22 protein-coding genes are annotated in these 24,966 nt (G+C 64.9%); 7 read left to right on the forward strand and 15 right to left on the reverse strand.

Annotation, left to right across the window (positions count from 1 at the left end):
• Nucleotides 1–103 precede the first annotated feature (103 nt).
• The 10 genes from AC1D00_RS00855 to rpsT all read right to left on the reverse strand — a co-directional run bounded on the left by AC1D00_RS00855 (nucleotide 104) and on the right by rpsT (nucleotide 13,309).
• Entirely contained in the window at nucleotides 104–571 is a 468-nt protein-coding gene (locus AC1D00_RS00855; protein WP_135175119.1) for a hypothetical protein, read from the reverse strand.
• A 230-nt stretch (nucleotides 572–801) separates the two neighbouring features.
• Nucleotides 802–3,237, reverse strand: coding sequence for a DNA topoisomerase (ATP-hydrolyzing) subunit B (gene gyrB, locus AC1D00_RS00860; protein ID WP_477009346.1), 2,436 nt, complete (start codon nucleotides 3,235–3,237; stop codon nucleotides 802–804).
• 283 nt (nucleotides 3,238–3,520) lie between these two features.
• Nucleotides 3,521–4,093, reverse strand: coding sequence for a hypothetical protein (locus AC1D00_RS00865; protein ID WP_477009347.1), 573 nt, complete (start codon nucleotides 4,091–4,093; stop codon nucleotides 3,521–3,523).
• A gap of 198 nt (nucleotides 4,094–4,291) precedes the next feature.
• Nucleotides 4,292–6,472 carry a hypothetical protein gene (locus tag AC1D00_RS00870; RefSeq protein ID WP_477009348.1) on the reverse strand — a complete coding sequence of 727 codons (2,181 nt, stop codon included), beginning with the start codon at nucleotides 6,470–6,472 and terminating at the stop codon, nucleotides 4,292–4,294.
• 118 nt (nucleotides 6,473–6,590) lie between these two features.
• Entirely contained in the window at nucleotides 6,591–7,334 is a 744-nt protein-coding gene (locus tag AC1D00_RS00875) for a hypothetical protein (RefSeq protein WP_404558874.1), read from the reverse strand.
• A 112-nt stretch (nucleotides 7,335–7,446) separates the two neighbouring features.
• The gene (gene recF, locus AC1D00_RS00880; RefSeq protein ID WP_477009349.1) at nucleotides 7,447–8,583 is read right to left on the reverse strand and encodes a DNA replication/repair protein RecF; all 1,137 of its coding nucleotides are present in this window, start codon (nucleotides 8,581–8,583) and stop codon (nucleotides 7,447–7,449) included.
• 46 nt (nucleotides 8,584–8,629) lie between these two features.
• Nucleotides 8,630–8,917: a GIY-YIG nuclease family protein gene (locus tag AC1D00_RS00885; protein ID WP_135175114.1), complete on the reverse strand. Its 288-nt coding sequence runs from the start codon at nucleotides 8,915–8,917 to the stop codon at nucleotides 8,630–8,632.
• Between the two features lie 54 nt (nucleotides 8,918–8,971).
• Nucleotides 8,972–10,090 (reverse strand): DNA polymerase III subunit beta, encoded by a 1,119-nt coding sequence (gene dnaN, locus AC1D00_RS00890; protein WP_477009350.1) that lies wholly within the window; start codon nucleotides 10,088–10,090, stop codon nucleotides 8,972–8,974.
• Between the two features lie 258 nt (nucleotides 10,091–10,348).
• Nucleotides 10,349–11,761 carry a chromosomal replication initiator protein DnaA gene (dnaA, locus tag AC1D00_RS00895; RefSeq protein WP_135175112.1) on the reverse strand — a complete coding sequence of 471 codons (1,413 nt, stop codon included), beginning with the start codon at nucleotides 11,759–11,761 and terminating at the stop codon, nucleotides 10,349–10,351.
• A gap of 1,281 nt (nucleotides 11,762–13,042) precedes the next feature.
• Entirely contained in the window at nucleotides 13,043–13,309 is a 267-nt protein-coding gene (gene rpsT, locus AC1D00_RS00900) for a 30S ribosomal protein S20 (protein WP_011083654.1), read from the reverse strand.
• 362 nt (nucleotides 13,310–13,671) lie between these two features.
• Between rpsT and AC1D00_RS00905 the strand changes: the two genes are divergently transcribed.
• The 3 genes from AC1D00_RS00905 (at nucleotide 13,672) to AC1D00_RS00915 (ending at nucleotide 15,815) form a co-directional block, all read left to right on the forward strand.
• A complete protein-coding gene (locus AC1D00_RS00905) occupies nucleotides 13,672–13,989 on the forward strand; it encodes a hypothetical protein (RefSeq protein WP_027542083.1) in 318 nt (105 codons plus the stop codon).
• Nucleotides 13,990–14,134: 145 nt separating this feature from the next.
• On the forward strand, nucleotides 14,135–14,791 hold the full coding sequence (gene msrA / locus AC1D00_RS00910; RefSeq protein ID WP_477009351.1) for a peptide-methionine (S)-S-oxide reductase MsrA: 657 nt from the start codon (nucleotides 14,135–14,137) through the stop codon (nucleotides 14,789–14,791).
• 289 nt (nucleotides 14,792–15,080) lie between these two features.
• On the forward strand, nucleotides 15,081–15,815 hold the full coding sequence (locus AC1D00_RS00915) for a polysaccharide biosynthesis/export family protein (protein ID WP_135175109.1): 735 nt from the start codon (nucleotides 15,081–15,083) through the stop codon (nucleotides 15,813–15,815).
• Between the two features lie 151 nt (nucleotides 15,816–15,966).
• Here the strand turns inward: AC1D00_RS00915 and AC1D00_RS00920 are convergent, their stop codons facing one another.
• From AC1D00_RS00920 to AC1D00_RS00935, 4 genes are all read right to left on the reverse strand, one after another.
• The gene (locus tag AC1D00_RS00920; RefSeq protein ID WP_477009352.1) at nucleotides 15,967–16,449 is read right to left on the reverse strand and encodes a hypothetical protein; all 483 of its coding nucleotides are present in this window, start codon (nucleotides 16,447–16,449) and stop codon (nucleotides 15,967–15,969) included.
• Nucleotides 16,450–16,683: 234 nt separating this feature from the next.
• A complete protein-coding gene (locus AC1D00_RS00925) occupies nucleotides 16,684–17,358 on the reverse strand; it encodes a dienelactone hydrolase family protein (protein WP_477009353.1) in 675 nt (224 codons plus the stop codon).
• Between the two features lie 175 nt (nucleotides 17,359–17,533).
• Nucleotides 17,534–17,875, reverse strand: coding sequence for a hypothetical protein (locus AC1D00_RS00930; RefSeq protein WP_404551447.1), 342 nt, complete (start codon nucleotides 17,873–17,875; stop codon nucleotides 17,534–17,536).
• Nucleotides 17,876–17,900: 25 nt separating this feature from the next.
• Complete coding sequence (locus AC1D00_RS00935; RefSeq protein WP_477009354.1) at nucleotides 17,901–18,665, reverse strand: alpha/beta fold hydrolase; 765 nt, start codon at nucleotides 18,663–18,665, stop codon at nucleotides 17,901–17,903.
• Between the two features lie 312 nt (nucleotides 18,666–18,977).
• Between AC1D00_RS00935 and AC1D00_RS00940 the strand changes: the two genes are divergently transcribed.
• The 3 genes from AC1D00_RS00940 to AC1D00_RS00950 all read left to right on the forward strand — a co-directional run bounded on the left by AC1D00_RS00940 (nucleotide 18,978) and on the right by AC1D00_RS00950 (nucleotide 23,293).
• The gene (locus tag AC1D00_RS00940; protein WP_477009355.1) at nucleotides 18,978–19,469 is read left to right on the forward strand and encodes a (2Fe-2S)-binding protein; all 492 of its coding nucleotides are present in this window, start codon (nucleotides 18,978–18,980) and stop codon (nucleotides 19,467–19,469) included.
• Nucleotides 19,466–21,751: a xanthine dehydrogenase family protein molybdopterin-binding subunit gene (locus AC1D00_RS00945; protein WP_477009356.1), complete on the forward strand. Its 2,286-nt coding sequence runs from the start codon at nucleotides 19,466–19,468 to the stop codon at nucleotides 21,749–21,751. Before AC1D00_RS00940 ends, AC1D00_RS00945 begins: the two co-directional genes overlap by 4 nt.
• Before the next feature lie 447 nt (nucleotides 21,752–22,198).
• Entirely contained in the window at nucleotides 22,199–23,293 is a 1,095-nt protein-coding gene (locus AC1D00_RS00950) for an HD-GYP domain-containing protein (RefSeq protein ID WP_135175102.1), read from the forward strand.
• 247 nt (nucleotides 23,294–23,540) lie between these two features.
• On the opposite strand, the gene AC1D00_RS00955 is transcribed toward AC1D00_RS00950, so the two are convergent.
• A complete protein-coding gene (locus tag AC1D00_RS00955) occupies nucleotides 23,541–23,951 on the reverse strand; it encodes a VOC family protein (protein ID WP_135175101.1) in 411 nt (136 codons plus the stop codon).
• A gap of 125 nt (nucleotides 23,952–24,076) precedes the next feature.
• Here AC1D00_RS00955 and AC1D00_RS00960 point away from each other — a divergent pair.
• A partial coding sequence (locus AC1D00_RS00960; protein WP_477009357.1) for a Bug family tripartite tricarboxylate transporter substrate binding protein occupies nucleotides 24,077–24,966 on the forward strand: 890 nt, incomplete at its 3' end.

A 24,966-nucleotide genomic window follows, 5' to 3' on the forward strand; every position in this document is an offset into this window, starting at 1 on the left:
TTCGGAAGCGGAAACTACCGAGAATTGAGCAGGGTAGCAATACTGCACTTGTCGCGGCGGAGAGCCGCTCATGGCCCCCGAAGAGGCCCGCTGGACCGGGCGTTTAGAACAAGCCGATGATATTCGCCACCACATAAAGGATCACGATCAGCATCAGCACGCCCATGGCCAGGAAGGATATCTCGATGGCGATGGCGCCGGTCCCGAGCGCGGCCGCCACGCCCGCCAGCAGCCTCTCCTCGCGAAACACCAGCGCGAGGACGGCGAGCAGGATCGCGAGCAGGCCGAGCGAGATCGCACCGATCGAGGATGCCTCCCTGAGCTGGCTGCCCGTCGATTTCTCGCGGGGCGGGGCGTGATACTCGGTGCCCTTGACGCGCGCGATCAGGCGGTCCTTGAGGCGGTGCCCGGTGTCGACGATGACCTGGTCCGCCGGCGGCGGCGGATAGATCACGGGCACGAGCCAGTGCGGCAAAACGGCCGCGATCAGCGCCAGCACGCCGACGATGCTGCCGATTACGCCGAGCCGGCGAGATGGCACGGCAGAACTTGCGGTCGCAGAGCTGGTCATGGCACGACACTTCCCGGCCGGAATGGCCTTGCGGGTTCATGCCGTTTCGTCGCGATGGCGGGTGGCGAGGTTCAGCCCGTGTGCATCCACATCGTCTTGGCCGGCCATAGCCGTCCGAAGCGTCGCTTCCGCTCGCCTATGTCCCGGCCATCCACGCCTTGCAGCGTCGCACGTAGAACGTGGATGCCCGGGACAAGCCCGGGCATGACGACCGTCCAAAGCCGTCCCCCTCAGATATCGATCGTCGCGCTCAGCGAATGTTCCTGGATGAAGTCGCGGCGCGGCTCGACCACGTCGCCCATCAGTTTGGTGAAGATGTCGTCGGCCTCGTCGACCTCCTTGACCTTCACCTGGAGCAGCGAGCGCGCCTCGGTGTCGAGCGTCGTCTCCCAGAGCTGCTCCGGGTTCATCTCGCCGAGACCTTTGTAGCGCTGGAGCGAGATGCCCTTGCGGCCGGCCTCGGTCACCGCCTCGAACAGGTCGGACGGGCCGTGGACCATCTGCTCGCTGTCCTTGCGCCGCAGCTTGCCGGAGCGGGCATAAACGTCCTGGAGTTTCGGCGTGTACTCGTCGAGCTTGCGGGCCTCGGCCGAGCCGAGGAAGGCATCGTCGATAACAGCGGCTTCCTTGACGCCGCGCACCGTGCGCTCGAGCAGGAAGCCCTGGCCTTCGACGTATTGCCCGACCCAGCCGCGTTCGACCTCCTCGGCCTGGCTGTCCAGCCGGCTCGCGATGTACTGGGCGGCTGCGGCGGCCTTCTCGGGATCGCCGTAGATCGACTTGTTCAGCACGCCCGTGATGGCCGCCTGCTCGACGACCCTGCGGTTATAGCGGCTGTGCAGGTTGCGCAGGATGCTGCGGACGGCGCGGGCGTCGTCGACCAGCGAGCGGAGATCGCGGCCGGTGCGGTCGCCGCCGGTGCCGGGAATGTACACGCAGTCGTCGAGGCCGGCGTCGATCAGATAGTCTTCCAGCGCCCGCTCGTCCTTCAGATACTGCTCGGACTTGCCTCTGGAGACCTTATAGAGCGGCGGCTGGGCGATGTAGAGATAGCCGCCGTCGATGATGTCGCGCATCTGCCGGTAGAAGAAGGTCAGCAACAGCGTGCGGATGTGGGCGCCGTCGACGTCGGCGTCCGTCATCACGATGATCTTGTGATAGCGCAGCTTGTCGATCGAGAACTCGTCGCTGATGCCGGTGCCGAGCGCCGTGATCAGCGTGCCGATCTGCTCGCTTCCCAGCATCTTGTCGGGACGCACGCGTTCCACGTTGAGGATCTTGCCGCGCAGCGGCAGCACCGCCTGGAATTCGCGGTTGCGGCCCTGCTTGGCGCTGCCGCCTGCCGAGTCACCCTCGACGATGAAGAGCTCGGACTTGGCCGGATCCTTTTCCTGGCAGTCGGCGAGCTTGCCGGGCAGCGAGGAGACCGAGAGCGGGCTCTTGCGCGTCAGCTCGCGCGCCTTTCGCGCGGCTTCGCGGGCGGCCGCGGCCTGGATCACCTTGCCGACGATCATCTTGGCTTCGCTAGGGTGCTCCTCGAACCAGGCCTGGAGCGCCTCGTTGAGCACGTTCTCGACCACGGGACGCACTTCCGAGGACACCAGCTTGTCCTTGGTCTGCGACGAGAACTTCGGATCGGGCACCTTCACCGACAAAACGGCGGTGAGGCCTTCGCGGCAATCGTCGCCGGTCAGCGCGATCTTTTCCTTCTTCGCGTTGGACTCGGCATAGCCGTTGACCTGGCGCGTCAGCGCGCCGCGGAAACCGGCGAGATGGGTGCCGCCGTCGCGCTGCGGAATGTTGTTGGTGAAGCACAGCACGTTCTCGTGGTAGCTGTCGTTCCACCACAGCGCCGCCTCGACGCCGATGCCGTTGGCTTCCGCGCGCACCATGATCGGCGCCGGCACGATCGCCTTCTTGTTGCGGTCGAGATATTTGACGAATTCCTCGACGCCGCCGGAATAGTGCATCTCCTCGCGCTTCTCGACCGCGTGGCGCATGTCGGAGAGGGCGATGTTGACGCCGGAGTTGAGGAAAGCGAGCTCGCGCAGGCGGTGCTCGAGCGTTGCGAAATCATATTCGATGTTCTTGAAGGTCTCGCCCGAGGCCAGGAACGTTACCTCGGTGCCGCGCTTGCCCGGCGCGTCGCCGACCACCACCAGCGGTGCGACCGCATCGCCATGGGCGAACTCGATGTAGTGCTCCTTGTTGTCGCGCCAGATGCGCAGGCCGAGCTTGCTCGACAGCGCATTCACGACGGAGACGCCGACGCCGTGCAGGCCGCCGGAGACCTTGTAGGAGTTCTGGTCGAACTTTCCGCCGGCATGGAGCTGGGTCATGATGACCTCGGCCGCCGAGATGCCTTCACCCTTGTGGATGTCGACGGGAATGCCGCGGCCGTCGTCGCGCACGGTGACGGAATTGTCGGCATTGAGCACGACATCGACGCGCGTGGCGTGGCCGGCAAGCGCTTCGTCGATCGCGTTGTCGACAACCTCGTACACCATGTGGTGCAGGCCCGAGCCGTCGTCAGTGTCGCCGATATACATGCCGGGGCGCTTGCGCACGGCATCGAGACCCTTGAGCACGCGGATCGATTCCGCCCCGTAATCGCTCGGATTTGAGGGCTCGTTTTCGGCAGGCGTCTGCCGAGCAGGTTCTGTCATGAGAGGCCTTCGAGATGTCGCCCGAATCAGCCGCACAAAAAGGCGCTGATGTGAGGCTATTTGTGCCATGAAAGACGGATTGCGCCTAGCGCAAAGTATCCTCCGGCAACCCTTTGACTAAATAGGGATTTTCGGCCGGTTTTCAAGGCTTGCGAAGGCCGATTCTGGGCGCTGCAAAAAGCCCGATTCGGAGCCTCTTTTTCACCCCTTAAAGGCGTGGATTTTGCGGGGCGGAGAAGCGCGTTCCCAGGCGCCGTGGCGCCACGGAACAGGCCACCTGCGTTCAGTAGATCTGATCCGGCTTCTTGTCGCCGTCCAACGTGAGGGACCAAGCCTCGCCTGCGGCCACGGTGATGGTATCGGTGCGCACCCGATAGCCCGACACGAGCAGCGCGTAGGAATAGGTGCCGGGCGGCAGATCCAGCGTTTGTGGATGATTTTCGCCGCCCGCGATCTTGATGGTTTGATCGTTGATCACAAGTGAAGCCACATCGGGCGCAAGATAGCCGAATATCAGCCGCGCTTGTCCTGCTATCGGTAGGAAATTGGCCTTGGCCGCGGCCTCCGTATTCCGCTGCGCCAAGCTGACAATGGTCTCGTCCTTCGCGCGGCCAAGCTTCAGGGTGGCCGGCCCCTTGGGGGAGGCGAAGGCGAGCTGCACATGATCGGCGGCTACCACAGCGCCATCCGGCTTTTCCTCCCAGCCGCGCTTTGCAAGCTCCGTGCGATAGAAGGCGAGCACATCGCTGAGCTGGGCCTGCACATGGGCTTCGAGTCCGACCCGCAGCGGGATTTCGATGCCGGTCACATGGGTGGTATTGGAGCTGGAGAAGTTGTGTTGCTTCGGCACCGGCATGTCGGCGTCGGGATCCGCCGGTGTGAGTGCGGCTGAAGTTTGCGGTGATGGATGCGGCATCCATCTGCCGGCGCTTGCGGCGACCAGGCCGCCCGCGAGGAGAGCGAGGCCGCACAGCGGCAGCAGCCACCGTGCCGGACCTCTCATCGCACGCCTTGCCGTCGTCATGCTCGCTCTCCGCATCAGGGGCCCGGTGGATCAGTACATCTGCAACGGCAGCACTTCGCCGGTCGGCCCCACCATCAGGCCCCAGGCATCGCCCGCGGCGATGTCGATGGTGTCATTGCGGGCGGGGCGGCCCGCCATTTTCAGCGAGTACTGGTACTTGCCCGCCGGCAGATCGAGTGTGGGCCCCTTCGGCGACTGCGGACCGCCCGCGCCGGCTGCAACCTTGATGGTCTGCTTGTTGATGGTGAGCACGGCTTCCTGGTTGCCCATATTGCCAAGCAGCAACTTTGCCTGGCCGGGCTTTGGCATGATGTCCGCCTTGGTCGCGGCATCCGGGTTCTTCTGCATCAGTTTGATCGACGTCTCGCTCTTGGCCCGGGCAAGCTTCAACACGGCCGGTCCCTGCGGAGACGTGAAGGCGAGCTGCACATGGTCGGCGGCGACGACTGCGCCATCCGACTTCTCCTGCCAGCCGAGTTTTGCCAGCTCGCTGCGATAGAACGCCAGCACGTCGCTGAGCTCGGCCGGCACGCTGGCTTCGAGCTCGCGGCGGAACGGCACCTCGATTCCAGGTAGTTTTGCCGTGCCAAGTGAGGTCGAACTGTGCTGCTTCGGCACGGGCAGCGCGGATTCCGGATCCGCTTCCAGCGGGCCGGACGCTTTGGCCTGCGCGCCAGCCGGATCGCTGCTCACCGGGCCGCCCTTGGAGGCAGGATTGGCGGCGGCCATCCTGAGGCCCGATCCGTTGGCGCTGACATTCACTTTCGGGCCCATTTGCATCACGGTCATCGAGATCGACTTGCCGCCTTTCGAGAACTCCATCACCGCCATGTTGGGCTGGTTGATGACGGAGGGCTGCTCCTTCCAGCCTGCGGGCTTCAGCGCGGCGCGGTAGAACGCGGTCAGCGCCTTCACGCTGGAGGTGGAGGAGAATTCGAGGCGGCCGTCGTCGCCCGCGAATTTCACGCCTTCGGCGTTTTCGGGCACCGGCACCGGCGTCTTGCTGTCGGCGAGCGCATTCAGCGGCGTGTCGGACAGCGCGGCCGCCTGCACTTTGCGCCTCGCTTCGTCGGCGGCGATGACCTGCCTGGCCGCAGTCTCCGCGTCCTTGAAGAATTTCTCGTCGGCTTCCTTCTTGGCCCTGGCGCGCGCGGCGAGGGCCGCTTCCGTCAACTGCGCGGTCAGGCTGACCATGGTGAAATCATATTTGCGGCCGAGCCGCAGCACGCCGGTTTCCTCCGCCGAGGAGACCTTGATCGCCACCTCGTCGCCGGCGGCGAGCGGCGCATTGCCATTCTCCTGCCAGCCGCGCGCGGCGAGCTCGCGATGGTAGAAGGCGAGCACCGCGGGCAGATCGGCCATCACGGCGGCCGACATTTCGTGCTTGGCAGACGTCGCGCTGCCCAATCCCCTGGCGGTCTTGGTCGGCTTGGGTCGCGGCAGGCCGGCAATGTCATCGTCGGCCTGGAGCTCCTGGGGCAGCACGAACGGCGCCACCCTGATCTCGACATTGGTCCTGCCGTCGTCGCGGCGGGTCAGCGTCAGCATCACCGGCTTCTGCTTGTAGAACTGCGTCGTGTCGCCATCGGGATGCTCGTAGAAGACGCGCACGCCGTTCGGGACGGCGTCGCCGAGATCGGCGTTCGCCCAGCGCGCGGCCGTCTCAGGTGTGAGCTTCCGCCAGCCGATCGCCGCCATTTCCTTCGTGAAGAAATCCGAGGTCGCATCGAGCGCGCCGGGCGCGATGCAGCCGAGATAGGGCCTCGTGCCGTCGAACACGAGGTCGCTCGCGCCTTCGGGAAACGGCACGTTCGAATAGACCCGGTCGGTCGTGTAGTAGACCACGGACTGGTCGGGCCGGCCGAGGGCCTGCGTGAAATGAACGGAAAGGCCCTGCCGTCCCTTCTTGAATTTCAGCGTGGTGCTCTTCTCCTCCAGCGGCAGCACGTAGGGCACCCATCCGTCGGCGCTCAGGAGCTTTCGCACCGCCGGTGAAGTCACCGCCTGCGGCGTCGGCATGCGATATTCCACGCGGTAGGGATCGGGGCGCGAGGTGTCTTCCACCGCACCCTCGAGTTGCGGCAGCGCGTGAACGTCGACAATGCCATCGTCGGCGCGTGCGGGCAGAGACGCGCTCGCCATGAGCAGAAGGCCGCATGCAAGCAGCCGCCAGCGTGCCGGGACCTGCGTCCCGCGCTTGATGATCGACATCGCCAAAACTCCTGGATTTCGCGCGGGTCTTCATCCCCGGCGCAATGGCAGGCTGCGACACCGTCGGCGCGGCCTCAGACGACTAGTCGCGGCAGGAACCCGCGAGGTTCAACAGGGCTCAGTACAGCAGGAGCGGCGACCATGCCTCTCCGTCACGCCCGACCGTGAGCTCCCAGGTATCGCCGGCGGCGAAGTTGAGGATATTCGTGGTGGCTGGATGGCCGGGCACGCTCACCTCGTAGGAATATCTGCCGGGCTGCAGATCCAGCGACACCGCATAGGCGCCGGCGGCGCGCTTGATGGTCCGGTCGTTGATCGTGAGCGTGGCGTCCGTCTCGCTGATGTTGGCGAACACCAGCTTCGCCTGGCCGGGCTCGGGCATGACGTTCGCGTTGGTCGCGACGGATGCGTTCTTCTGCACGAGGTTGATCGTGGTGCCGCTGTCCTTGCGGTCGAGCGCCAGCATGCCGGGTCCGAGCGGGGAGACGAAAGCGAGCTGGACGTGATCGGCGGAGACCACCGCGCCATCGTGCTGTTCCTGCCAGCCGAGCTTTCCGAGCTCGGTGCGGTAGAAGGCGAGGACGTTGCCGAGCTCGGCGGGCACGGTGGCCTCTAACTTGGTGCGAAGCGGCGTCTCAACGCCCTGCACGACGGTGGTGTGGATGCCTCGGTAGCTGTAGCGGGTCGGCGCGGGCAGCCTGGTGGCGGGATCGGGCGTGAGCTCGGCCGAAAACAGCGCCGTCAGGTGCGGCAGCCCCGCGCCGGCGCCTGCCGCGAGCATGCAGCTTGCGAGCAGCACGAGGCCGCACGCAACCGCCCGCCAGTGTGCCGGGACCTGCGCCCCGGGCCTTACCGTCCGCATYTCGCTCTCCAAGAGATTGCGATTCATGTCATCGCTCAATAACCGCCGCGACACCCTCGGAGCGGCCTCTGACAGCTAGTCGCGGCCGGAAATCGTCGGGTTCAATGGCGTACTAGCGCCGGGCGGAGACGCATCCGCTCTCGACGTCAAAGACCTCGCCTCCGGCGCCGATCTCGGCGAAGGCGGCCGGGTCCGCGCCGGTCAGCCAGACCTGCGCGCCGAGCTTCTTCAGCTCGTCGAACAGCGCGGCGCGGCGGTTCGGATCGAGATGGGCGACGACCTCGTCGAGCAGCAGCAGCGGCACGATGCCGGTCATCTCGGCGACCAGCGTCGCGTGCGCCAGCACGAGGCCGATCAGCAGCGCCTTCTGCTCGCCGGTCGAGGCATCGCGCGCCGGCATGCCTTTCGGCGCGTAGACGACCTGGAGATCGGTCAAATGCGGGCCGTCGGTGGTGCGGCCGGCGATGGCGTCGCGCGGACGGTTGTCGCGCAGGATCTGGCGGTAGCGGTCCTCGACTGACGTCGCGGTCTCCTGAAGCAGCGCGTTCTCCATCCAGCCGTCGAGCGCGATCTGCGCCGACGGGAAGGCGGAGGCCTGCGCACGCGCATTGAGCATGCCGGTCAGCCTTGCGGCGGTCTGGCCGCGCGTCGCGGCGACCGCGACCGCAAGCTCGGCGGTCTCGCGCTCGATCGCGTCGCACCAATGGTCGTCGTAATTGCGCGTCTCGAGCAGGCGGTTGCGCGAGCGCAGGGAGCGTTCGAGTGCGGAGATGCGGCTGGAATGCTCGCTGTCGATCGCCAGCACCAGGCGGTCGAAGAAGCGCCGTCGCTCGGAGGCCGCGCCCATGAACAGCCCGTCCATCGCCGGCGTCAGCCACACCATGCGGATGTGGTCGCCGAAGGCGTTCGCCGAATTGACCGGCTCGCGGTCGATGCGGCAGCGCCGGCTCACCGGGCTATCTGCCCGCGGTGCGTCGATGCCGGTGCCGAGCGTGGCGAGGCCCAAGGCGCCTTCGACCTGCGCCGACACTGCCCAGGAGCCGTCGCCCTGATTGTCGGCAACGTCCTCCAGCGTCGCACGCCGCAGGCCGCGTCCCGGCGAGAGAAACGAGATCGCCTCGATGCAGTTGGTCTTGCCCGCCCCGTTCGGCCCGACCAGCGCCACCATGTCAGCCGCCGTCTCGAGCCCCGCCGCCCGATAATTGCGAAAATGCGTCAGCGTCAGGCGATGAATGCGGGAGGGGGTCATTTTAACTCGTCATTGCCGGGCTTGACCCGGCAATCCATCGCCCGCGTCAGCGGGCAATCTCATCATATAGGTCTTGCCACGCGGGGTTGCTCTTCACGATCAGATCGATCTTCCACTCGCGGGACCAGTGCTTCATGTTCTTTTCGCGCTGAAGAGCAGCGGCGATCGTGTCGTGCGCTTCGAAATAGACCAGCGTTTTCACCCCGTAACGCTTGGTGAAGCCATCTGCCAGGCCCTCGCGATGTTCGTAGATGCGCCGGACCAAATTGTTCGTGACGCCGATGTAAAGTGTTCCACCGGGCTTGCTGGCGAGGATGTACACCCAATAGGTCATCTTGTTTGATGGATGGCCGGGTCAAGCCCGGCCATGACGAGAGGGAAAATATCCTCACACCCGCATCGGCATCAGCACATACAGCGCGCTCTTGTCGTCGCGGTCCTGGACCAGGGTGGGCGAGCCGGGGTCGGCGAGCCTGAGGGTCGCGACCTCGCCTTCGATCTGGGCGGCGATGTCGAGCAGGTAGCGGGAGTTGAAGCCGATATCGAGGGCGTCGGAGGCGTATTCGACCTCGAGCTCTTCGGTCGCGCTGCCGGAATCCGGGTTGGTCACCGACAGCACCAGCTTGCCCGGCGACAGCGACAGCTTCACCGCGCGGCCGCGCTCGCTCGAGATCGTGGAGACGCGGTCGACCGCGTTCTCGAAATCCTTCTTGTCGACGACGAGCTCCTTGTCATTGCCTTGCGGGATGACGCGGCCGTAGTCGGGGAAGGTGCCGTCGATCAGTTTCGAGGTCAGCACGACGTTACCGATCGTAAAGCGGATCTTGGCCTGCGATAGCTCGATCGTCATCTCGGCTTCGGTGTCCTCGATCAGGCGCTGCACCTCGCCGACCGTCTTGCGCGGCACGATCACGCCGGGCATGCCGTCCGCGCCCTTGGGCTGGACCAGGTCGAGCTGGGCGAGGCGGTGGCCGTCGGTGGCCACGCCGCGCAGGGTGGCGGCCTTGGCGGTGCCGGCGGCGTGCAGATAGATGCCGTTGAGGTAATAGCGCGTCTCCTCGGTCGAGATCGCGAACTGGGTGCGGTCGATCAGCCGCTTGACGTCCTTGGCGGCGAGCGAGAACGAATGCGACATGTCGCCGGCGGCCAGATCCGGGAAATCATTCTCCGGCAGCGTCTGCAGCGTGAAGCGCGAGCGGCCGGCGCGGATCGCTAGCACGGCGCGGTCGCCGTCGGCCTCGAGCACGATCTGGGAGCCGTCCGGCAGCTTGCGCACAATGTCGTAGAACATGTGCGCCGGCACGGTGGTGGAGCCGGCGGTCGCGGTTTCCGCGGGCAGCGTTTCCGTCACCTCGAGGTCGAGGTCGGTCGCCTTCAGCGACAATTTCGCGTTCTCGGCCCGGACCAGCACGTTGCCGAGGATCGGAATCGTGTTGYGGCGCTCGACGACGCGGTGGACATGGCCCAGCGATTTCAGGAGTTGCGCGCGTTCGACCGTAACCTTCATTGCACTACTCGCCCGATCCCCAAGGAAACCCACGTTGAAAAGCCGGGCGGCCGAAAAGCGCGCCGCGGCACCGAAGACCCCGACAGGCCGGGGTCTCCAGCCGATATGACCAAAGCCGTCAGGGTCGCGCAAGGTGGCGCGGATGGCCCCCGGATTCAAGGGATCGGGGGCCAGTTCCCCACGATTTACAGGCAAAAACGAAGCCGCCGCCCTGGCTTGGCCGGGGCGGCGGGAGAATGGCAGGAGAAGCCTAGGCGTTTATTCCTGAAGCTGGCGCTTCAGCGACTCGACTTCCTCCGACAGCGCGGTGTCCTTGGAGACCAGCGCCTCGATCTTGCGCACGGCGTGCAGCACCGTGGTGTGGTCGCGTCCGCCGAAGCGGCGGCCGATTTCGGGCAGCGAGCGCAGGGTCAGCGTCTTGGCGAGGTACATCGCCACCTGGCGCGGGCGGACCACGTTGGCGGTGCGGCGCGAGGACAAGAGGTCGGAGCGGCTGACATTATACTGCCGCGCCACCACGCGCTGGATGTCCTCGATCTTGATCCGCTTCGGCTCCTGCGGCCGGACCAGGTCGCGCACCTCGCGCTCGGCCATCTCCAGCGTCACCGGCTGGTTGTTGAGCTTGGAGTGCGCCAGCAGCCGGTTGATCGCGCCTTCGAGGTCGCGGCCGTTATGGGTGATGGTGCGGGCGAGATAATGCAGCACCTCCTCCGGCACGTCGAACGTCGCATGATGGGCGCGGGCGGCGGCGACGCGCGACTTGAGGATGCCGTGGCGCAGCTCCTCGCCGAGCGAGCCCATCTCGACCACGAGGCCGCCGGCCAGCCGCGAGCGCACGCGGTCGTCGAGGCTTTCGAGGTCGGACGGCGGACGGTCGGCCGCGATCACGACCTGGCGGCCGGCGTCGATCAGCGCGTTCAGCGTGTGACAGAACTCCGCCTGCGTCGACTTGCCCTGGAGGAACTGGAGATCGTCGATCACCAGCACGTCGATGCCGCGCAGCGCTTCCTTGAAGGCGAGCGCCGTCTGCGTCTTCAGCGCGGCGACGAAGCCGTACATGAATTTCTCGGCCGTGAGATACAGCACCTTGCGCTCGTTGCCGGAATTGCCGGCCCAGGTCACCGCCTGAAGCAGATGCGTCTTGCCGAGACCGACGCCGGCATGGATGTAGAGCGGGTTGAACATGACGGGATCGCCGCGGCGCCCCTCGGCGACCTGACGCGCGGCCGCATGGGCCAGCGTGTTGGAGCGGCCGACGACGAAGCTCGCAAAGGTCAGGCGCGGATCGAGCGGCGAGCCGCCGAGCGCGTCATGATTGGCGGAGACCGGCGCGGTCGCGGTCGAGCGCAGCTCCGGCGCGGGCGCACGGCGTGTTTCGACCGCCACCGGGGCTTCCTTCGGCTGCACGACCGGGCGCACCGCGGAGCGAACAGTGAGATCGATGCGATGCACTTCCGGCATCTCGGCCTGCCAGCACGACAGCACGCGCTCGGCATAATGGGCCTGGATCCAGCTCTTCAGGAAGCGCGTGGGAACCGAGAGCCGCACGCTCTCATCCTGCACGTCTTCGAGATCCATGCGCGCAAACCAGCTCGTATAGACGTCTTCGCCCACGTTCGAGCGCAGCCGACTCTTCACGCGTGACCAGCGATCCTGTTCCGATGTGTTCATCGTCAAAAACTTCTCTTGAGAGATATAGTTGCGTTGTGAGCGCCATGCAGGGTTCCTGCCATAGGGGTCCTGGCATGGCGCGACCTCAAAGCGAGTCCATCGTCAGGCATGGCTCGACCGTTCGGCGAGAACGCCGCGTCCGATCAGCGATGTCAGAGATGGAGGGGTCGCGAGGTCAGCGCGTACTCGGCGCTCCGTCACACGCGGGAGGCTGGATGTCCGACGGATTTAGAACGGCATCATTGGAATGGAAAACTTGTTTCAATACCGCGTTCTGTCCGTAAGACATGATACCTCCCCGTCCTGCCGTGATTGCTCACGGCAAGGTCCTGCGTGTCCTGAAGACACCCGCGGCCAAAGTCGCCGATGTCCTGCCCGTCTGCACTGTTCGTTCGCCCGGCTTCGCCAATCACGCCTGTCGTTGGTAGTTCAAGATGTCTCTCGTTTGCGCTTGGATCTCGCTTGGAGACATTCAGACAAAGAACTACCATTCCCATGTTGCTATGGGTTTCGAACCGACAATCGCTTGTTGAAGCGTCGCCAACGTGCACACCGCCGCCGATTTGCACGCTCGCCCCGTTTCCAAAACCGCGCTGGTCTCAAGATCGTGGGCGCCGCGAACGACTTAAGGAATACACTAAGCGGAAAGACTCGCAACGAAATTGATTCACACTTGAGGCATCAAAAAACTTGACCAGCGTTAACGCCGCGCGCGACTTGTGCACAGGCTCGTGAGCAAGTTTTTGGATTCGTGCACAGAATCGAAAATGCACCGCGTCATGTGACAAATCCCCGTCACCGCCAAAAATTTTTTACAAAAGCGTCACGCGCACGACGWGCAAACGAATTTTCCAAATGCTTGTGATCGCTATGTCGATAAGTGATTAGCGAGACATCGTTTTTTGAGTCTCGTTTCACAGGGTAACTCCACCGCGAGATGCATTCCGGTGAAACTACGGTGTGCAGAACTTGGCGCGTGCAGATGCGAGTTAGCCTTGCCTCGCAAGGGTTTTTCGCACTGCACTGAAAGTTTCCGCTGTTGCAATATCGCCCGCAAACAAGACTGCAGGTAAAATTACGGAAGGCATCATAGTGCGGAGATGCAAATCCTCCAATCGAAGATTGGTGCGGCGCGCGACTGCTTGCGTGAATATGACAGGCAGCAAAAAGCCCGGCGCGAGGCCGGGCTGATTGACGAGCGCGATGTCGAGCGGATCAACCGATCGAATGATTGCAACCAGATCGCTTGGCGAACCTGGTTCGCGAACCTACTTCGCGAACTTACTTGGCGAGCTTGGCGATCTGCGCGGTGAGCCGCGAGACTTTGCGGCTGGCATTGTTCTTGTGAATGATGTTGCGCTGGGCGGCGCGCATCAAGGCGGGCTCGGCATTGGCCAGCGCCTTCACGGCGGCGGCGCGGTCGCCGGTCTTGATCGCTTCCTCGACGTTGCGCACGGCGCCACGCATCTGGGTGCGGCGCGACTTGTTGACGGCGGTGCGGCGGGCGATCTTGCGCGTCGCTTTCTTGGCGGAGGTGGTATTGGCCATGGTCTCAATGTCCTTTGCGGGTACCGGTCGCGTCTTGGTCGGGTAGCGCCGGCTTGCTTGACCGCGTAATCGACGCTCGGATTTAGGGTGTTCGGTTCAAGGCTGTTCCCGGAACACGAGGCCTCAAAGAGCCTGCAACTGCTCAAAGAACAGCGGCGGCAGGATTGCGCCCGCCGCCAGTTGGCGCCCTTATAGAGAGGGTCTTTGGCACCGTCAACGCTTTCAAGGCTTGGAAAACCGGCCCCGGGCGGCCCGGATGGGTGCCGTAACGCCCTGAAGAGGTTGAATTTCTGCCGCCTTGCGGCTATTGGCTGGCGGCGTTTCTTTAGGTCCGCCGATCGGACGACCATATAAGGTGAGGCATGATCCGCGGCTTTTTCCGACTGATTGGGCTGTTGCTGCTCGCCGGCGGGTTCATTTTCATGGTCTATGACGGCGCCCGCTGGGTGGCCGACCAGACCCTCAAATTCACCCGGTTCGGCCAGTTCTGGAACGACATCAATCAGGCCAGCCAGTCGGCGTTCCGGACCTGGGTCGAGGCCAAGGCGCCCTGGCTCTGGACCTCGGTGATCCGCCTCGTGCTGGACCAGCCGGTGTTCGCCGTCCTCGGCATTGTCGGCATCCTGCTGATGATCCTGTTCCGCCCGCGCAAGCCCCTGATCGGCTATTCGCGGGACTGAACGCCGCACATCAGGGCGCCGTAACAGGGCTGCCCCTTCGCGCGTAAATGCCTATATTCCCACCTGATCGCGAGCACGCCGCCTGAGCGCCTGGTTTTTCGAGTTGGCTCACGCGACGGACAGTTCGTTCTTCGGAGATCCGTCCATGCTGTTCATGCGCAAGACCACCGCATTGCCGAGCGCAACTGAGGCGCTGCCGGGCCGTGCGCAGGCCATCCCGACCGCGACCACCCATTTCGTCAACGGCAGCAAGTTGCAGCCGCCTTATCCCGCCGGCCTCGAGCAGGCGGTGTTCGGGCTCGGCTGCTTCTGGGGCGCCGAGCGCAAGTTCTGGGAGCTTGGCGATGGCGTTTACACCACCGCCGTCGGCTATGCCGGCGGCCACACGCCGAATCCGACCTACGAGGAGACCTGTTCGGGACGCACCGGCCACACCGAAGTGGTGCTGGTCGTGTTCGATCCGAAGAAGATCTCCTACGAGAAGCTCTTGAAGACGTTCTGGGAGAGCCACAACCCGACGCAGGGCATGCGCCAGGGCAATGACGTCGGCACGCAGTACCGAAGCGCGATCTACACTTGCTCGGATGCGCAGAGGAAAGCGGCCGATGAGTCGAAGGCGCTCTATCAGAAGGCGCTCGCAGCCAAGGGCCTCGGTGCCATCACCACCGAGATCGCGCCCGCCGGCGCATTCTATTTCGCCGAGGACTATCATCAGCAATATCTGGCCAAGAATCCCGCCGGCTATTGCGGTCTCGGCGGCACCGGCGTGTCCTGCCCGATCGGCGTCGGCGTGAGCGCGTAGGCTAACTACAGACTCCTCATGGCCGGGCATAGCCGTCCGAAGGAGGGCGTCGCTTCGCTCGCCTATGTCCCGGCCATCCACGTTCTTGGTGCCGCAAGAAAAAATCGTGGATGCCCGGGCCTTCGCCTCGCCGGAGCGGCTTCGGCCGCGCAGGCGGGACGAGCCCGGGTATGACGGAGTGTACGGCTGCCACCGCGTCCGCATCGTCGCGACCCCAAGCCCCGTTCAACGCTTTATTAACCATAACCGGTGCATCACTGGAGCCGTCTCGTTTCGAGGGATAGGTCCGGTGCCGGTTGCACGCGCGTTTCGATGGTCGATCTTGGCAGCGTCCCTGGCAGCGTCCGCCGCGCTTGCCCTTGGCGGCTGCATGCAGACCGCCGGTCCCGTCGCGGTGATGCAGCCGCGCGCCGATCTCGATTCCATGGCCTATGGCCAGCCCTACAACGCACCGCAGCCGGTTGTCGTCGCTGACAGTGGCGGCGCCATCGGCGCGCTGCGCAATTCCTTTGCCTCCGCGCCTGCGCCGATGCCGGTCGGTTACGCCGCGCCGGCCCGCTATGACGCCTCCTACCATCTCGATGCCGGCGACAAGCTGCGCGTCGTGGTCTACGGCCAGGAAGGTCTCACCAACAGCTACGCGATCGATGCCGGCGGTTCCATCACCATGCCGCTGATCGGCGCGGTGCCGGCGCGTGGCCGCACCACGGCGGGTCTCGCCGGTGAAATCGCCGCGCGCCTGCGCAACGGCTACATCCGCGAGCCTTCGGTTGCCGTCGAGATCGAAGCCTATCGCCCGTTCTTCATTCTCGGCGAAGTCACAGCGCCCGGCCAATATCCTTACGTGCCGAACATGACGGTCGAGAGCGCCGTCGCGATCGCCGGCGGCTTCTCGCCCCGCGCCAAGCGCGACGTCGTCACCGTGACGCACACCGAAGCCGGCGGCGCCATGCGCGCCGTGGTTCCGCTCGGCACGCCGTTGGCTCCGGGCGACACCGTGTTCGTCGGCGAGCGCTGGTTCTAGCTCTCTCTCTTTCGTCATTCCGGGGCGCGACGAAGTCGCGAGCCCGGAATCCATTCCTCCACCATTTCCGACGCACGATGGATTCCGGGCCTGCACCGCTGCGCGGCGCATCCCGGAATGACAGGGAAGATGATGTCGGCGACCTCGCGACCTATCTCCTGAAATCCAGCCGCCCGTTCGGAAAACATCCGTCGATGCGTGTCGCATCGACCACGCGCCCGATCCACGGCCGCGTGATCGCAGGATTGGTCAGGTTGATGTATTTGCCGACGAGGCGGCCCGCGTCCTCGCGTGCAGTGTCGATCAGCCCGTGCCGGCGGCCATTGTCCCAGTCGAAGCGGAGATAGACCCGATCGCCCACGACGCGAATTTCCGCGCGGCCCTGCTTCCATGTCTCGGGCGTATCGCCAGCAATGGTCGGATCGGCACCGCCGTTCCAGCGACTGGCCCAGATGCCCTCGAGTGGGTCGATCGATGTCGGAATGGACGCCCAATGCCCCGCATTGACGTCGGCGCCATCGCCGGCGAGCGTTGCGGTCGCGGCATAGTCCATGACTTCTGAATCGTCCGGGCCCGGGACGTCCATCGTGCCGAAGGGATTGCGGATGACGAGGTTCGTGTTGGCGCGCTGCATGACGTTTCTCCCGGCGTGTGTTGGCTTGATTGGCCAACCCTACCGCCGGGCGTCAGGTCGCGCCCACCCGATTCCCGCTCGAGGAGCGGCGCCGTCTCTCCTCTCTCGTTATTCCGGGGCGCGCGTAGCGCGAGCCTGGAATCCATCGTGCGCCAGCGCTTGTGGAGGAATGGATTCCGGGCCTGTACCGCTTCGCGGCGCATCCCGGAATGACGGAGAAGAAAGTCGCGCGCGCTACTTCGTCATATGTTTCGCGAAAAACGCCATGCTGCGCGGCCAGGCGATGTCGGCGCTCGCCTTGTCGTAGCTCGCGCGCTCGTCGCAATGGAAGCCGTGCTGGGCACCCGGATAGATGAAGACCTCCACGTCCGGCCGTTTTGCCTTGACGGTTTCGACGTCGGTCAGGGGGATGCCGGCATCCTTCTCGCCGAAATGCAGTTGCGTCGGCACCTTCGGCGTCTCCTCGGCAAAGCGCACGATCGCGCCGCCGTAATAGCCGATCGCGGCCTTGAGGCCGCTCAGCCGCGTCGCCGCGACGAAGGCGACGCTGCCGCCGAGGCAAAAGCCGATGATGCCGACCGGGCCGACGCTTCTGACCGCATCGATCGCGGCTTGCGTGTCGCGCARCATCGCCTCCCAGTCGGGATTGGCTACGAACTTGCGCGCTTCGGCGATCTCATCGGGCGTGTAGCCCGACTGGAAGTTCGGCGAGGTGCGGTCGAAGATCGACGGCGCGATCGCGACATAGCCTTCCCCGGCGAGCCGATCGCAGACCGAGCGGATATGATGATTGACCCCGAAGATCTCCTGGATCACCACCACCGCGCCCTTGGGGCTGCCTGCGGGATCAGCGCGATAGGCGCCGAGCTGGAAATTGTCGGAGGCGGTCAGTTTGATGTCTTGTCCCACGCGGGTTGTCCTTCTTGGTTACTACAAACTCTAATCTCTCTCCTCATCCTGAGGAGCGCGCCATTGCGCGCGTCTCGAAGGATAGAGGCCGAGACGCTTCAGCGGGGCCTTCATCCTTCGAGACGCTTGCTTCGCAAGCTCCTCAGGATGAGGGGATAGAGTGAGGTGGCCGCTCTCACTCCCACATCCAGTTCTCGCCGTAATCCTCCTTCCAACCTGCCAGCCGTCCATGACGGAATTGCAGGAACAGGCGGTGGCGGTAGGGGATCAGCCCGCTGCCGCCGAGGTTGCGAAGCGCGAGGTAGATCTCGTTGCCGGGACGACCCCGCACATATTGCAGCGGCTGGCCCAAAGCGCGTGCGGTCTGCTCGGCGTCCATGCCGAAGGCGAGCGGCGTGTTGTTCGACATGGTCGCGACGAAGGGCTGGCGCGGCGGCATGGTGCCGAACGGCTCGGCCTGCACCGACGCCGGGAAAAGTGTCGCCATGACGCCCGCAACCAACATCGCTCGCTTCATCGCCTCAAGTCCTCGTCAGGCCGGCCTATTGCGGCAAGTTCTTCAGGAAAGGCAGCACCGCGTCAACAAATGCCTTGGGCTGATCGATGTTGACGGCGTGTCCGGCGGCGGGGATCACGACCTTTTGTGCGCCTGGGATCTTGGCCGTCATGTAGTCGGATGCGGCTAGGAACGGCGTGTCGTCGGCGCCGACCACGATCAGGCAGGGCACTTTGATGTCGGGCAAGAGCTCGATCACCCGCGCATCGCGCTGGGTCAGCATGCCGCGTGCGGCAAGCGCCAGCCCCTTGGCATTGCGATGGCTCGCCGTGGCGCGCTCGCGCGTCGCCGCCTTCAACACGTCGAGACCTTCGCGATCGAGCCTGTCGGCGGTGGCAAGCGCCCGTGCGTTCCAGGCCTCGCGCGCATCGTCCTTCTTGAAGCCCGGACCGGTGTCGATGATCAGCAGCGCGCGGACGCGTTGCGGATAGGCACGCGTGAAGGCCAGCGACATGTAGCCGCCGAGCGACAGCCCGCCGATGATCGCGCGCTTGGCACCGATGGCATCGAGGATCGCCGCCATGTCGCCGACCGTGAGTGCTTCGCTGTAGGCCTTGGGGTCATCAGGATAGTCGGACTGGCCGTGGCCACGCATGTCCCACAAGACAAGCTTGTGGTCCTTCGCGAGCGCATCGACCTGTTCATGCCACATCGCCGAGGTCGATGAGTAGCCGTGAGTAAGCAGCAGCGGCGGCCCGTCGCCGTGAACTTCGTAGTAGATCCCGACGCCGTCCCGATCGATCCTTGGCATGTCTCCCGCCTCTTTATGTTGGTTGTTGTTTTCGCGTCGATCCTAGCCCGATGGGTTACCTGGAAGAAACTGTCTGAACGCGATGGCACGCATGTGCGACGTCTTCTCTGTTGCGTCCAGTCGCCGCGCCGGGTGCCGTTGTCGCAACGCACAACACTGAGCTGCCGCGATAATTTCGAGCGATTCCAATTTGCATYTGCCTCCGCGCCTGAACCCGATCATTCTTGCGGCCAAGGCTGACGCCAGTCCGGTGGGCGTCCGCTACAAGTTGCCGCCGTAAGCGGCTTCATGCACCGGCAGGGGAAGACGCCTATGCCAACTCTCACCATCAACGGGCGGAGTCTGTCCGTGGATGCGGCGAACGACACGCCGCTCCTCTGGGCAATCCGCGAGCAATTGCAGATGACCGGCACCAAGTTCGGCTGCGGTGCCGGCCTGTGCGGTGCCTGCACCGTGCATGTCAACGGCGAAGCCGTGCGCTCGTGCCAGACCATGGTCGGCGACGTCGCCGGCAAGAAGATCACCACCATCGAAGGCCTATCCGCCAAGGGCGATCATCCGCTCCAGAAGGCATGGATCGCCGAGCAGGTTCCGCAATGCGGCTACTGCCAGTCCGGGCAGATCATGCAGGCAGCCTCGCTGCTCGCGAAGAATCCCAATCCGACCAAGGAGGAGGTCGTCGCACATATGGACGGCAATCTCTGCCGTTGCATGACCTATTCGCGGATCCAGAAGGCGATCACGCGCGCAGCTACCGAGATGCGCACCGCATCCGCCGCGGGCAACGAGCGGAGGCCCACATGAATAAGCACGTGAACGACGTCGCCCCTGAGACGACCGATCTCAGCCGCCGCTCATTCCTCGTCGGCACCGCCGCGACCGGCCTCGTGCTCGGCTATGCCGGCGTGCCCGGCATCGATCCGGCATCGGCCGCCGCGCCCGCCACTTTCGAGCCGAGCGTCTGGTATGCGATCTCGCCTGACGGTCTCGTCACCGTGACCTGCGGCAAGGCCGACATGGGCCAGCACATCGCCTCCACCATGGCGCAGATCGTCTGCGAGGAATTGGGGGCGAAATGGAGCGATATGCGCGTGCAGCTCGCCTCCAACGATCCGAGGTTCAACGATCCCGTGCTGGGCGCGCAGATCACCGGCGGCAGCTGGTCGACCATGATGAACTTTGACGCCATGAGCCGCGCAGGCGCCGCGGGCCGCATGGCGTTGACGGAAGGCGCGGCCGCCGTGATGGGCGTGCCGGCGTCGGAACTCGTGGTGCGCGATTCCATGATCGTGCATCCGAAGTCGAAAAAGCAGATGTCGTTCGCCGAATTGGTCAAGAGCGGCAAGGCGACCAAGACCTTCACGCCGGACGAGCTGAAGGCGATCAAGCTGAAGACGTCGGATCAATACACCATGATCGGCGTGTCGGTGCCGCAGCTCGACATCCCCTCCAAGACCAACGGCACGGCCAAATACGGCATCGACGTGATGCTGCCGGGCATGGCCTATGGCGCGGTGGTGACGCCGCCGGTGCGCTTCGGCGCCACGGTGAAGTCGGTCGACGACTCGGCTGCGAAGAAGGTGCCGGGCTTCATCAAGGCCGTCACCCTCGCCGACAAGACCGGCACGACGTCGGGCTGGGTCGTCGCGGTCGCCACCACCTACGCCAACGCCAAGAAGGCCGCTGCGGCGCTGAAGATCGCCTATGACGGCGGTCCGAACGCGAAGGTCTCGAGCGAGTCGCTGCTCGACGAAGCCAAGCGGCTTCAGAAGTTAGAGGATTCCGGCCAGTTCTTCGTCAAGGATGGCGATCCCTCGGCCGCGTTCGGGTCGGCGGCCAAGGTGCTGGAGGCGGAGTACACCACCAGCATCAACATTCACGCGCCGATGGAGCCGATGAACGCCACCGCGGAGTTCAAGGGCGACATCCTGCACATCTATTCCGGCAACCAATTCGCGACGCGCTCCGGCGCGATTGCGGCAGGCGCCGCCGGGATCGATCCGAAGTTCGTGGTGATGCACCAGATGTGGCTCGGTGGCGGCTTCGGCCGCAGGCTCGATGCCGACATGATGGTGCCGGCGGTGCAGGCGGCGAAGGCCATCGGCAAGCCGGTGAAGGTGATCTACACGCGCGAGAACGACATGACGATGGATTTCTCGCGTCCGCTCACCTACCAAAAGGTCAAGGCCGGCGTGGACGGCGACGGCAAGCTCGTCGCGCTCAGYCACGACGTGGTCTCGGCCTGGCCGACCGCGCGCTGGGGAATCCCCGATTTCCTGACGCCATCGGTCGACAAGAAGGGTCCGCTCGACTCCTTCACGGTGAACGGGGCCGACTTCTTCTACACCGTGCCGAACCATTATGTGCGCGCGATCAAGAACGAGCTCGCGCACAACGCGACGCCGTCCGGGCAGCTCCGCTCGGTGGCGCCCGGCTGGACCTTCTGGGCGGTCGAAAGCATGATCGACGAGATCGCGGCTGCGACCGGCAAGGACCCGGCGCAGTTCCGCATCGGGCTGCTCGACGGCAAGGGCAAGAACGACGGCGGCGCGCAGCGGCTGCGCAACACGCTGCTCGCCGCGATGGGACTGTCCGGCTACGGCACCAAGCAACTGCCGAAAGGCGAGGGCATGGGCGTCGCCTGCRTCTCGTCGCAGGAGCGCGCGACCGCAAGCTGGACGGCGTGCGTCGCCCACGTCGCGGTGGCGCCGTCGGGCGAGGTGACCGTGAAGAAGCTCACGGTCGCAACCGACGTCGGCACCCAGGTGCATCCCGACAACATCCGTGCCCAGGTCGAGGGTGCGGCGTTGTGGGGCCTGTCGCTGGCGATGTACGAGAAGGCGACGCTCAAGGACGGTGGCATCGAGCAGACCAATTTCGACAGCTACACGCCCTTGCGCATGAGCCAGGTGCCCGAGGTCGCGGTCGCCGTGATCGCCAACGGCGAGAAAGCCACCGGCGTCGGCGAGCCCGCCGTGACGGTGGTCRCTCCCGCCATCGGCAACGCCATCTTCAACGCCAGCGGCGCCCGCGTGCGGGCGTTGCCGATCACGGCCGAAGCCGTGAAGGGCGCGATGAAGGCGTAAGGCCGGTCGAAGGCTGCCAGAGAAAATCCGCCGGAGGGCAACCTCCGGCGGATTTGTTTTGGGAGAACGCCTCCACAATCTCACCGTCATGCCCCGCCTGGTGCGCAATTGCGCACGGGGGCGGGGCATCCAGTACGCCGCGGCCTATCGATTCACACAGCCGTCTCGGAGTACTGGATCGCCCGGTCAAGCCGGGCGCTGACGGCGGGGGCGGGGACGGACAGCGCGCCCGAAATTCCCCTTTGTCATCAAGGCCCGTTCTACTGTGCATGGGGTTGTTTTCGCCGTTTTGATCGGGACCCGTCATGGGAACCGAAATCCGTCAAATTGCGCGCAATCCCGGAAGGTTCCATTGAGCACGCCTCTTAAGGGCCGGAGAACCTGATCGGGCTTAGGCTGAGGCCAGATCCAGTCCCGTGCCCTCGGTCCAGCGCTCTTGGGGAAGTCATGAACGCGTCAGCCAAACCCGCCGCCAAACGCCGGCTTCTTCTCGCCTCCGACCGGAGCGACGAGAGCACCGAGCTTGCCAGCATCTTGAAGGCGGTCGGCGACGTCTCGACGGTGACGACCCAGGACATCCCCGAGACGCCCTCGCGCGATCTCTCCGGCCTCGTGGTCGATATCAATCTGCGCTCGCCCGAGAGCGTGCAGCGGGTGCGCAACAAGCTGCGCGGCGATGCCTATCGTTCGATGCCGCGGCTGTTCGTGCTCGCCGATGCCCTGCACCACGGCACCATGCAGGCCTGGGCGCTCGGCGCCACCGACACGATCTCGCGGCCGCTTCAGCCCGACGCCATTCTGCAGCGCATCCGTGCCGCGTTTCCCGACACCGCCAGCTATGACGCGACCGATCGCGGCAAGACGCTCAACCGCGGCGTCGAGGCGGCGCACGCGGTACTCGCCAAGATGTTCGAGAAGCTGCCGCTCGGCGTGCCCCTGACCTTCGACGACGTCATCGCCGCCGAAAGCAAGATCCTGAAGGCGATGAAGCACTCCTCGCTGCGCGAGTGGCTCACCACGGTCGGCTGCCACCATGTCGGCAGCTATCGCCACTGCCTGTTCGTCACCGGCTTTGCGGTCGCCTTCGCGCAGCATCTCGGCATGCGCGAGGACGACCAGCGCCGCCTGACCCGCGCCGCGCTGCTGCACGACGTCGGCAAGGCCTTCGTTCCCTCCGCGCTGCTCGACAAGCCCGGCAAGCTCACCGACGAGGAGATGGACGAGGTCCGCCAGCATCCGCGCCGCGGCTATGACGCGCTGGCCGCGCAAGGCGGCTTCCCGCCGGAGATGCTCGATGTGGTGCTGCATCACCACGAATTCCTCGACGGCAGCGGTTATCCCAACGCCCTGTCGTCGAACCAGATCAGCGACATCGTGCGGCTGACCACGATCGTCGACATCTACGCCGCGCTGGTGGAGAAGCGCGCCTACCGCATGCCCTTCACCCACTCCCGCGCCTTCACGATGATGGAAGGCATGGGCGGCAAGCTCGACCAGCAGCTGTTGCAGGCGTTCCGCCCGGTGGCGCTGGGGGCGTTCTGACGCCGGTGCCGTAGGGTGGGTTAGCGCAGCGTAACCCACCACTTCTGTCTCCGCGGAAACCAAAGAGGTGGGTTACGCCGAGCGACTGCGCTTCGCGCAGCGCGGGGCTAACCCACCCTACAAGATCATCCCACCATCTTCCTCAGCTCCGCCTTCGCCACCTTCTCCAGCGTCGAGCGCGGCATGTCGTCGACCAGCCTGATCTCGCGCGGCACCTCGTCCAGCATCGGATGTAGCGCGAGGCGCCTCAATCCTCGTACGACGAGATCTCGATCAGGCTGCCGTCCGGATCCCGGCAATAGACCGAGCGCAGCGTGCCGCGGGCGCCTTGCTTGGGAACCGGGCCTTCCTCGATCGCGACGCCGTGTGCCTGCAAATGCGCCACGACCTCGTCGGGCGAGGCGGAGGTGAGAAAGCACAGATCCTCGCTGCCGGCGGTCTGGTGGTCGGCGGTGAACCACTCGATCTTGTCGGCATCGCGCGGCCGAACGTTGATCTTCTGGTTACCGAATTGAAGGGAAGTCCGCGGCGCTTTGCCGCCACCGGGGTCGAACACTTTGACTTCCATGCCGAGAATCTTGCGGTACCACTCCGCAGTCACCGCGACGTCGGCGACGTTGATCACGAGATGATCGAGGGCGTGAACCTTGACCGGCATGCCTTATCCTTTCGTCGTGATGCGCCCCGCACACTATCCGCCTGCGGCAAGCTTTGTTACAACCGCATCGACGCCACTTTCAAGATATCCGGCCTTCAAGAACAACACTTGGGAGAACCCTTGAGATGATCACTCGCCGTACCGCGCTGGGCCTGCTTGCCGCCACTCCTCTTGCAGCCAGCCCGCTGTCGAAGGCGCTTGCCGCCGACTATCCGGCTCGCCCGGTGAAATGGGTGGTCGGCTATCCGCCGGGCGGGGCCACCGACATCCTGGCGCGGCTGATCGGCCAGCGGCTGTCGGAAAAGCTCGGCCAGCAATTCGTGATCGAGAACAAGCCGGGCGCCGGCAACAATATCGGCACCGAATCCGTGATCAACGCCGAGCCCGACGGTTACACGCTTCAGCTGGTCAATCCGGCCAACTACATCAACGCCTCGCTCTACACCAATCTGAAGTTCAACTTCGTGCGCGACATCGCGCCGGTCGCCTCGTTCCAGCGCGTGCCGAACGTGTTGACCGTCAACAAGGACGTGCCGGCCAAGACCGTCGCCGAGTTCATCGAATACGTGAAGGCCAATCCCGGCAAGGTCAACATGGCCTCGTCGGGCAACGGCACCTCGGTGCATCTGTCCGGCGAGATGTTCATGGCGATGACCGGCTGCAAGATGCAGCACGTGCCCTATCGCGGCGCGGCGCTCGCGATCACCGACATGATCGGCGGTCAGGTACAGGTGATCTTCGACAACATGCCCTCGATCATCCAGCACATCCGTTCGGGCAGCCTGCGTGCGATCGGCGTCACCACCGCGCAGCGTTCGCCGCAACTGCCCGACGTGCCGGCGATCGGCGAGACCGTGAAGGACTACGAGGCGAGCGCGCTGTTCGGCATGGGTGCGCCGAGGAACACGCCGAAGGAAATCATCGCCAAGCTCAACGATGAGATCAACACGCTGTTGAAGGAGCCGGACATGACCAAGCGCCTGGTCGAGCTCGGCGGCGAGCCGCGGGTGCAGAC

This window comes from Bradyrhizobium sp. P2_E8, from assembly GCF_056403875.1.

Excerpts from the sequence above, each read along its gene's own strand:
- AC1D00_RS00855 (WP_135175119.1), bottom strand. The coding sequence starts at position 571 with ATGACCAGCTCTGCGACCGCAAGTTCTGCCGTGCCATCTCGCCGGCTC.
- gyrB (WP_477009346.1), bottom strand. The coding sequence starts at position 3,237 with ATGACAGAACCTGCTCGGCAGACGCCTGCCGAAAACGAGCCCTCAAAT.
- AC1D00_RS00865 (WP_477009347.1), bottom strand. The coding sequence starts at position 4,093 with ATGCCGGTGCCGAAGCAACACAACTTCTCCAGCTCCAATACCACCCAT.
- AC1D00_RS00870 (WP_477009348.1), bottom strand. The coding sequence starts at position 6,472 with ATGTCGATCATCAAGCGCGGGACGCAGGTCCCGGCACGCTGGCGGCTG.
- AC1D00_RS00875 (WP_404558874.1), bottom strand. The coding sequence starts at position 7,334 with ATGCGGACGGTAAGGCCCGGGGCGCAGGTCCCGGCACACTGGCGGGCG.
- recF (WP_477009349.1), bottom strand. The coding sequence starts at position 8,583 with ATGACCCCCTCCCGCATTCATCGCCTGACGCTGACGCATTTTCGCAAT.
- AC1D00_RS00885 (WP_135175114.1), bottom strand. The coding sequence starts at position 8,917 with ATGACCTATTGGGTGTACATCCTCGCCAGCAAGCCCGGTGGAACACTT.
- dnaA (WP_135175112.1), bottom strand. The coding sequence starts at position 11,761 with ATGAACACATCGGAACAGGATCGCTGGTCACGCGTGAAGAGTCGGCTG.
- rpsT (WP_011083654.1), bottom strand. The coding sequence starts at position 13,309 with ATGGCCAATACCACCTCCGCCAAGAAAGCGACGCGCAAGATCGCCCGC.
- AC1D00_RS00905 (WP_027542083.1), top strand. The coding sequence starts at position 13,672 with ATGATCCGCGGCTTTTTCCGACTGATTGGGCTGTTGCTGCTCGCCGGC.
- msrA (WP_477009351.1), top strand. The coding sequence starts at position 14,135 with ATGCTGTTCATGCGCAAGACCACCGCATTGCCGAGCGCAACTGAGGCG.
- AC1D00_RS00920 (WP_477009352.1), bottom strand. The coding sequence starts at position 16,449 with ATGCAGCGCGCCAACACGAACCTCGTCATCCGCAATCCCTTCGGCACG.
- AC1D00_RS00930 (WP_404551447.1), bottom strand. The coding sequence starts at position 17,875 with ATGAAGCGAGCGATGTTGGTTGCGGGCGTCATGGCGACACTTTTCCCG.
- AC1D00_RS00935 (WP_477009354.1), bottom strand. The coding sequence starts at position 18,665 with ATGCCAAGGATCGATCGGGACGGCGTCGGGATCTACTACGAAGTTCAC.
- AC1D00_RS00940 (WP_477009355.1), top strand. The coding sequence starts at position 18,978 with ATGCCAACTCTCACCATCAACGGGCGGAGTCTGTCCGTGGATGCGGCG.
- AC1D00_RS00950 (WP_135175102.1), top strand. The coding sequence starts at position 22,199 with ATGAACGCGTCAGCCAAACCCGCCGCCAAACGCCGGCTTCTTCTCGCC.
- AC1D00_RS00955 (WP_135175101.1), bottom strand. The coding sequence starts at position 23,951 with ATGCCGGTCAAGGTTCACGCCCTCGATCATCTCGTGATCAACGTCGCC.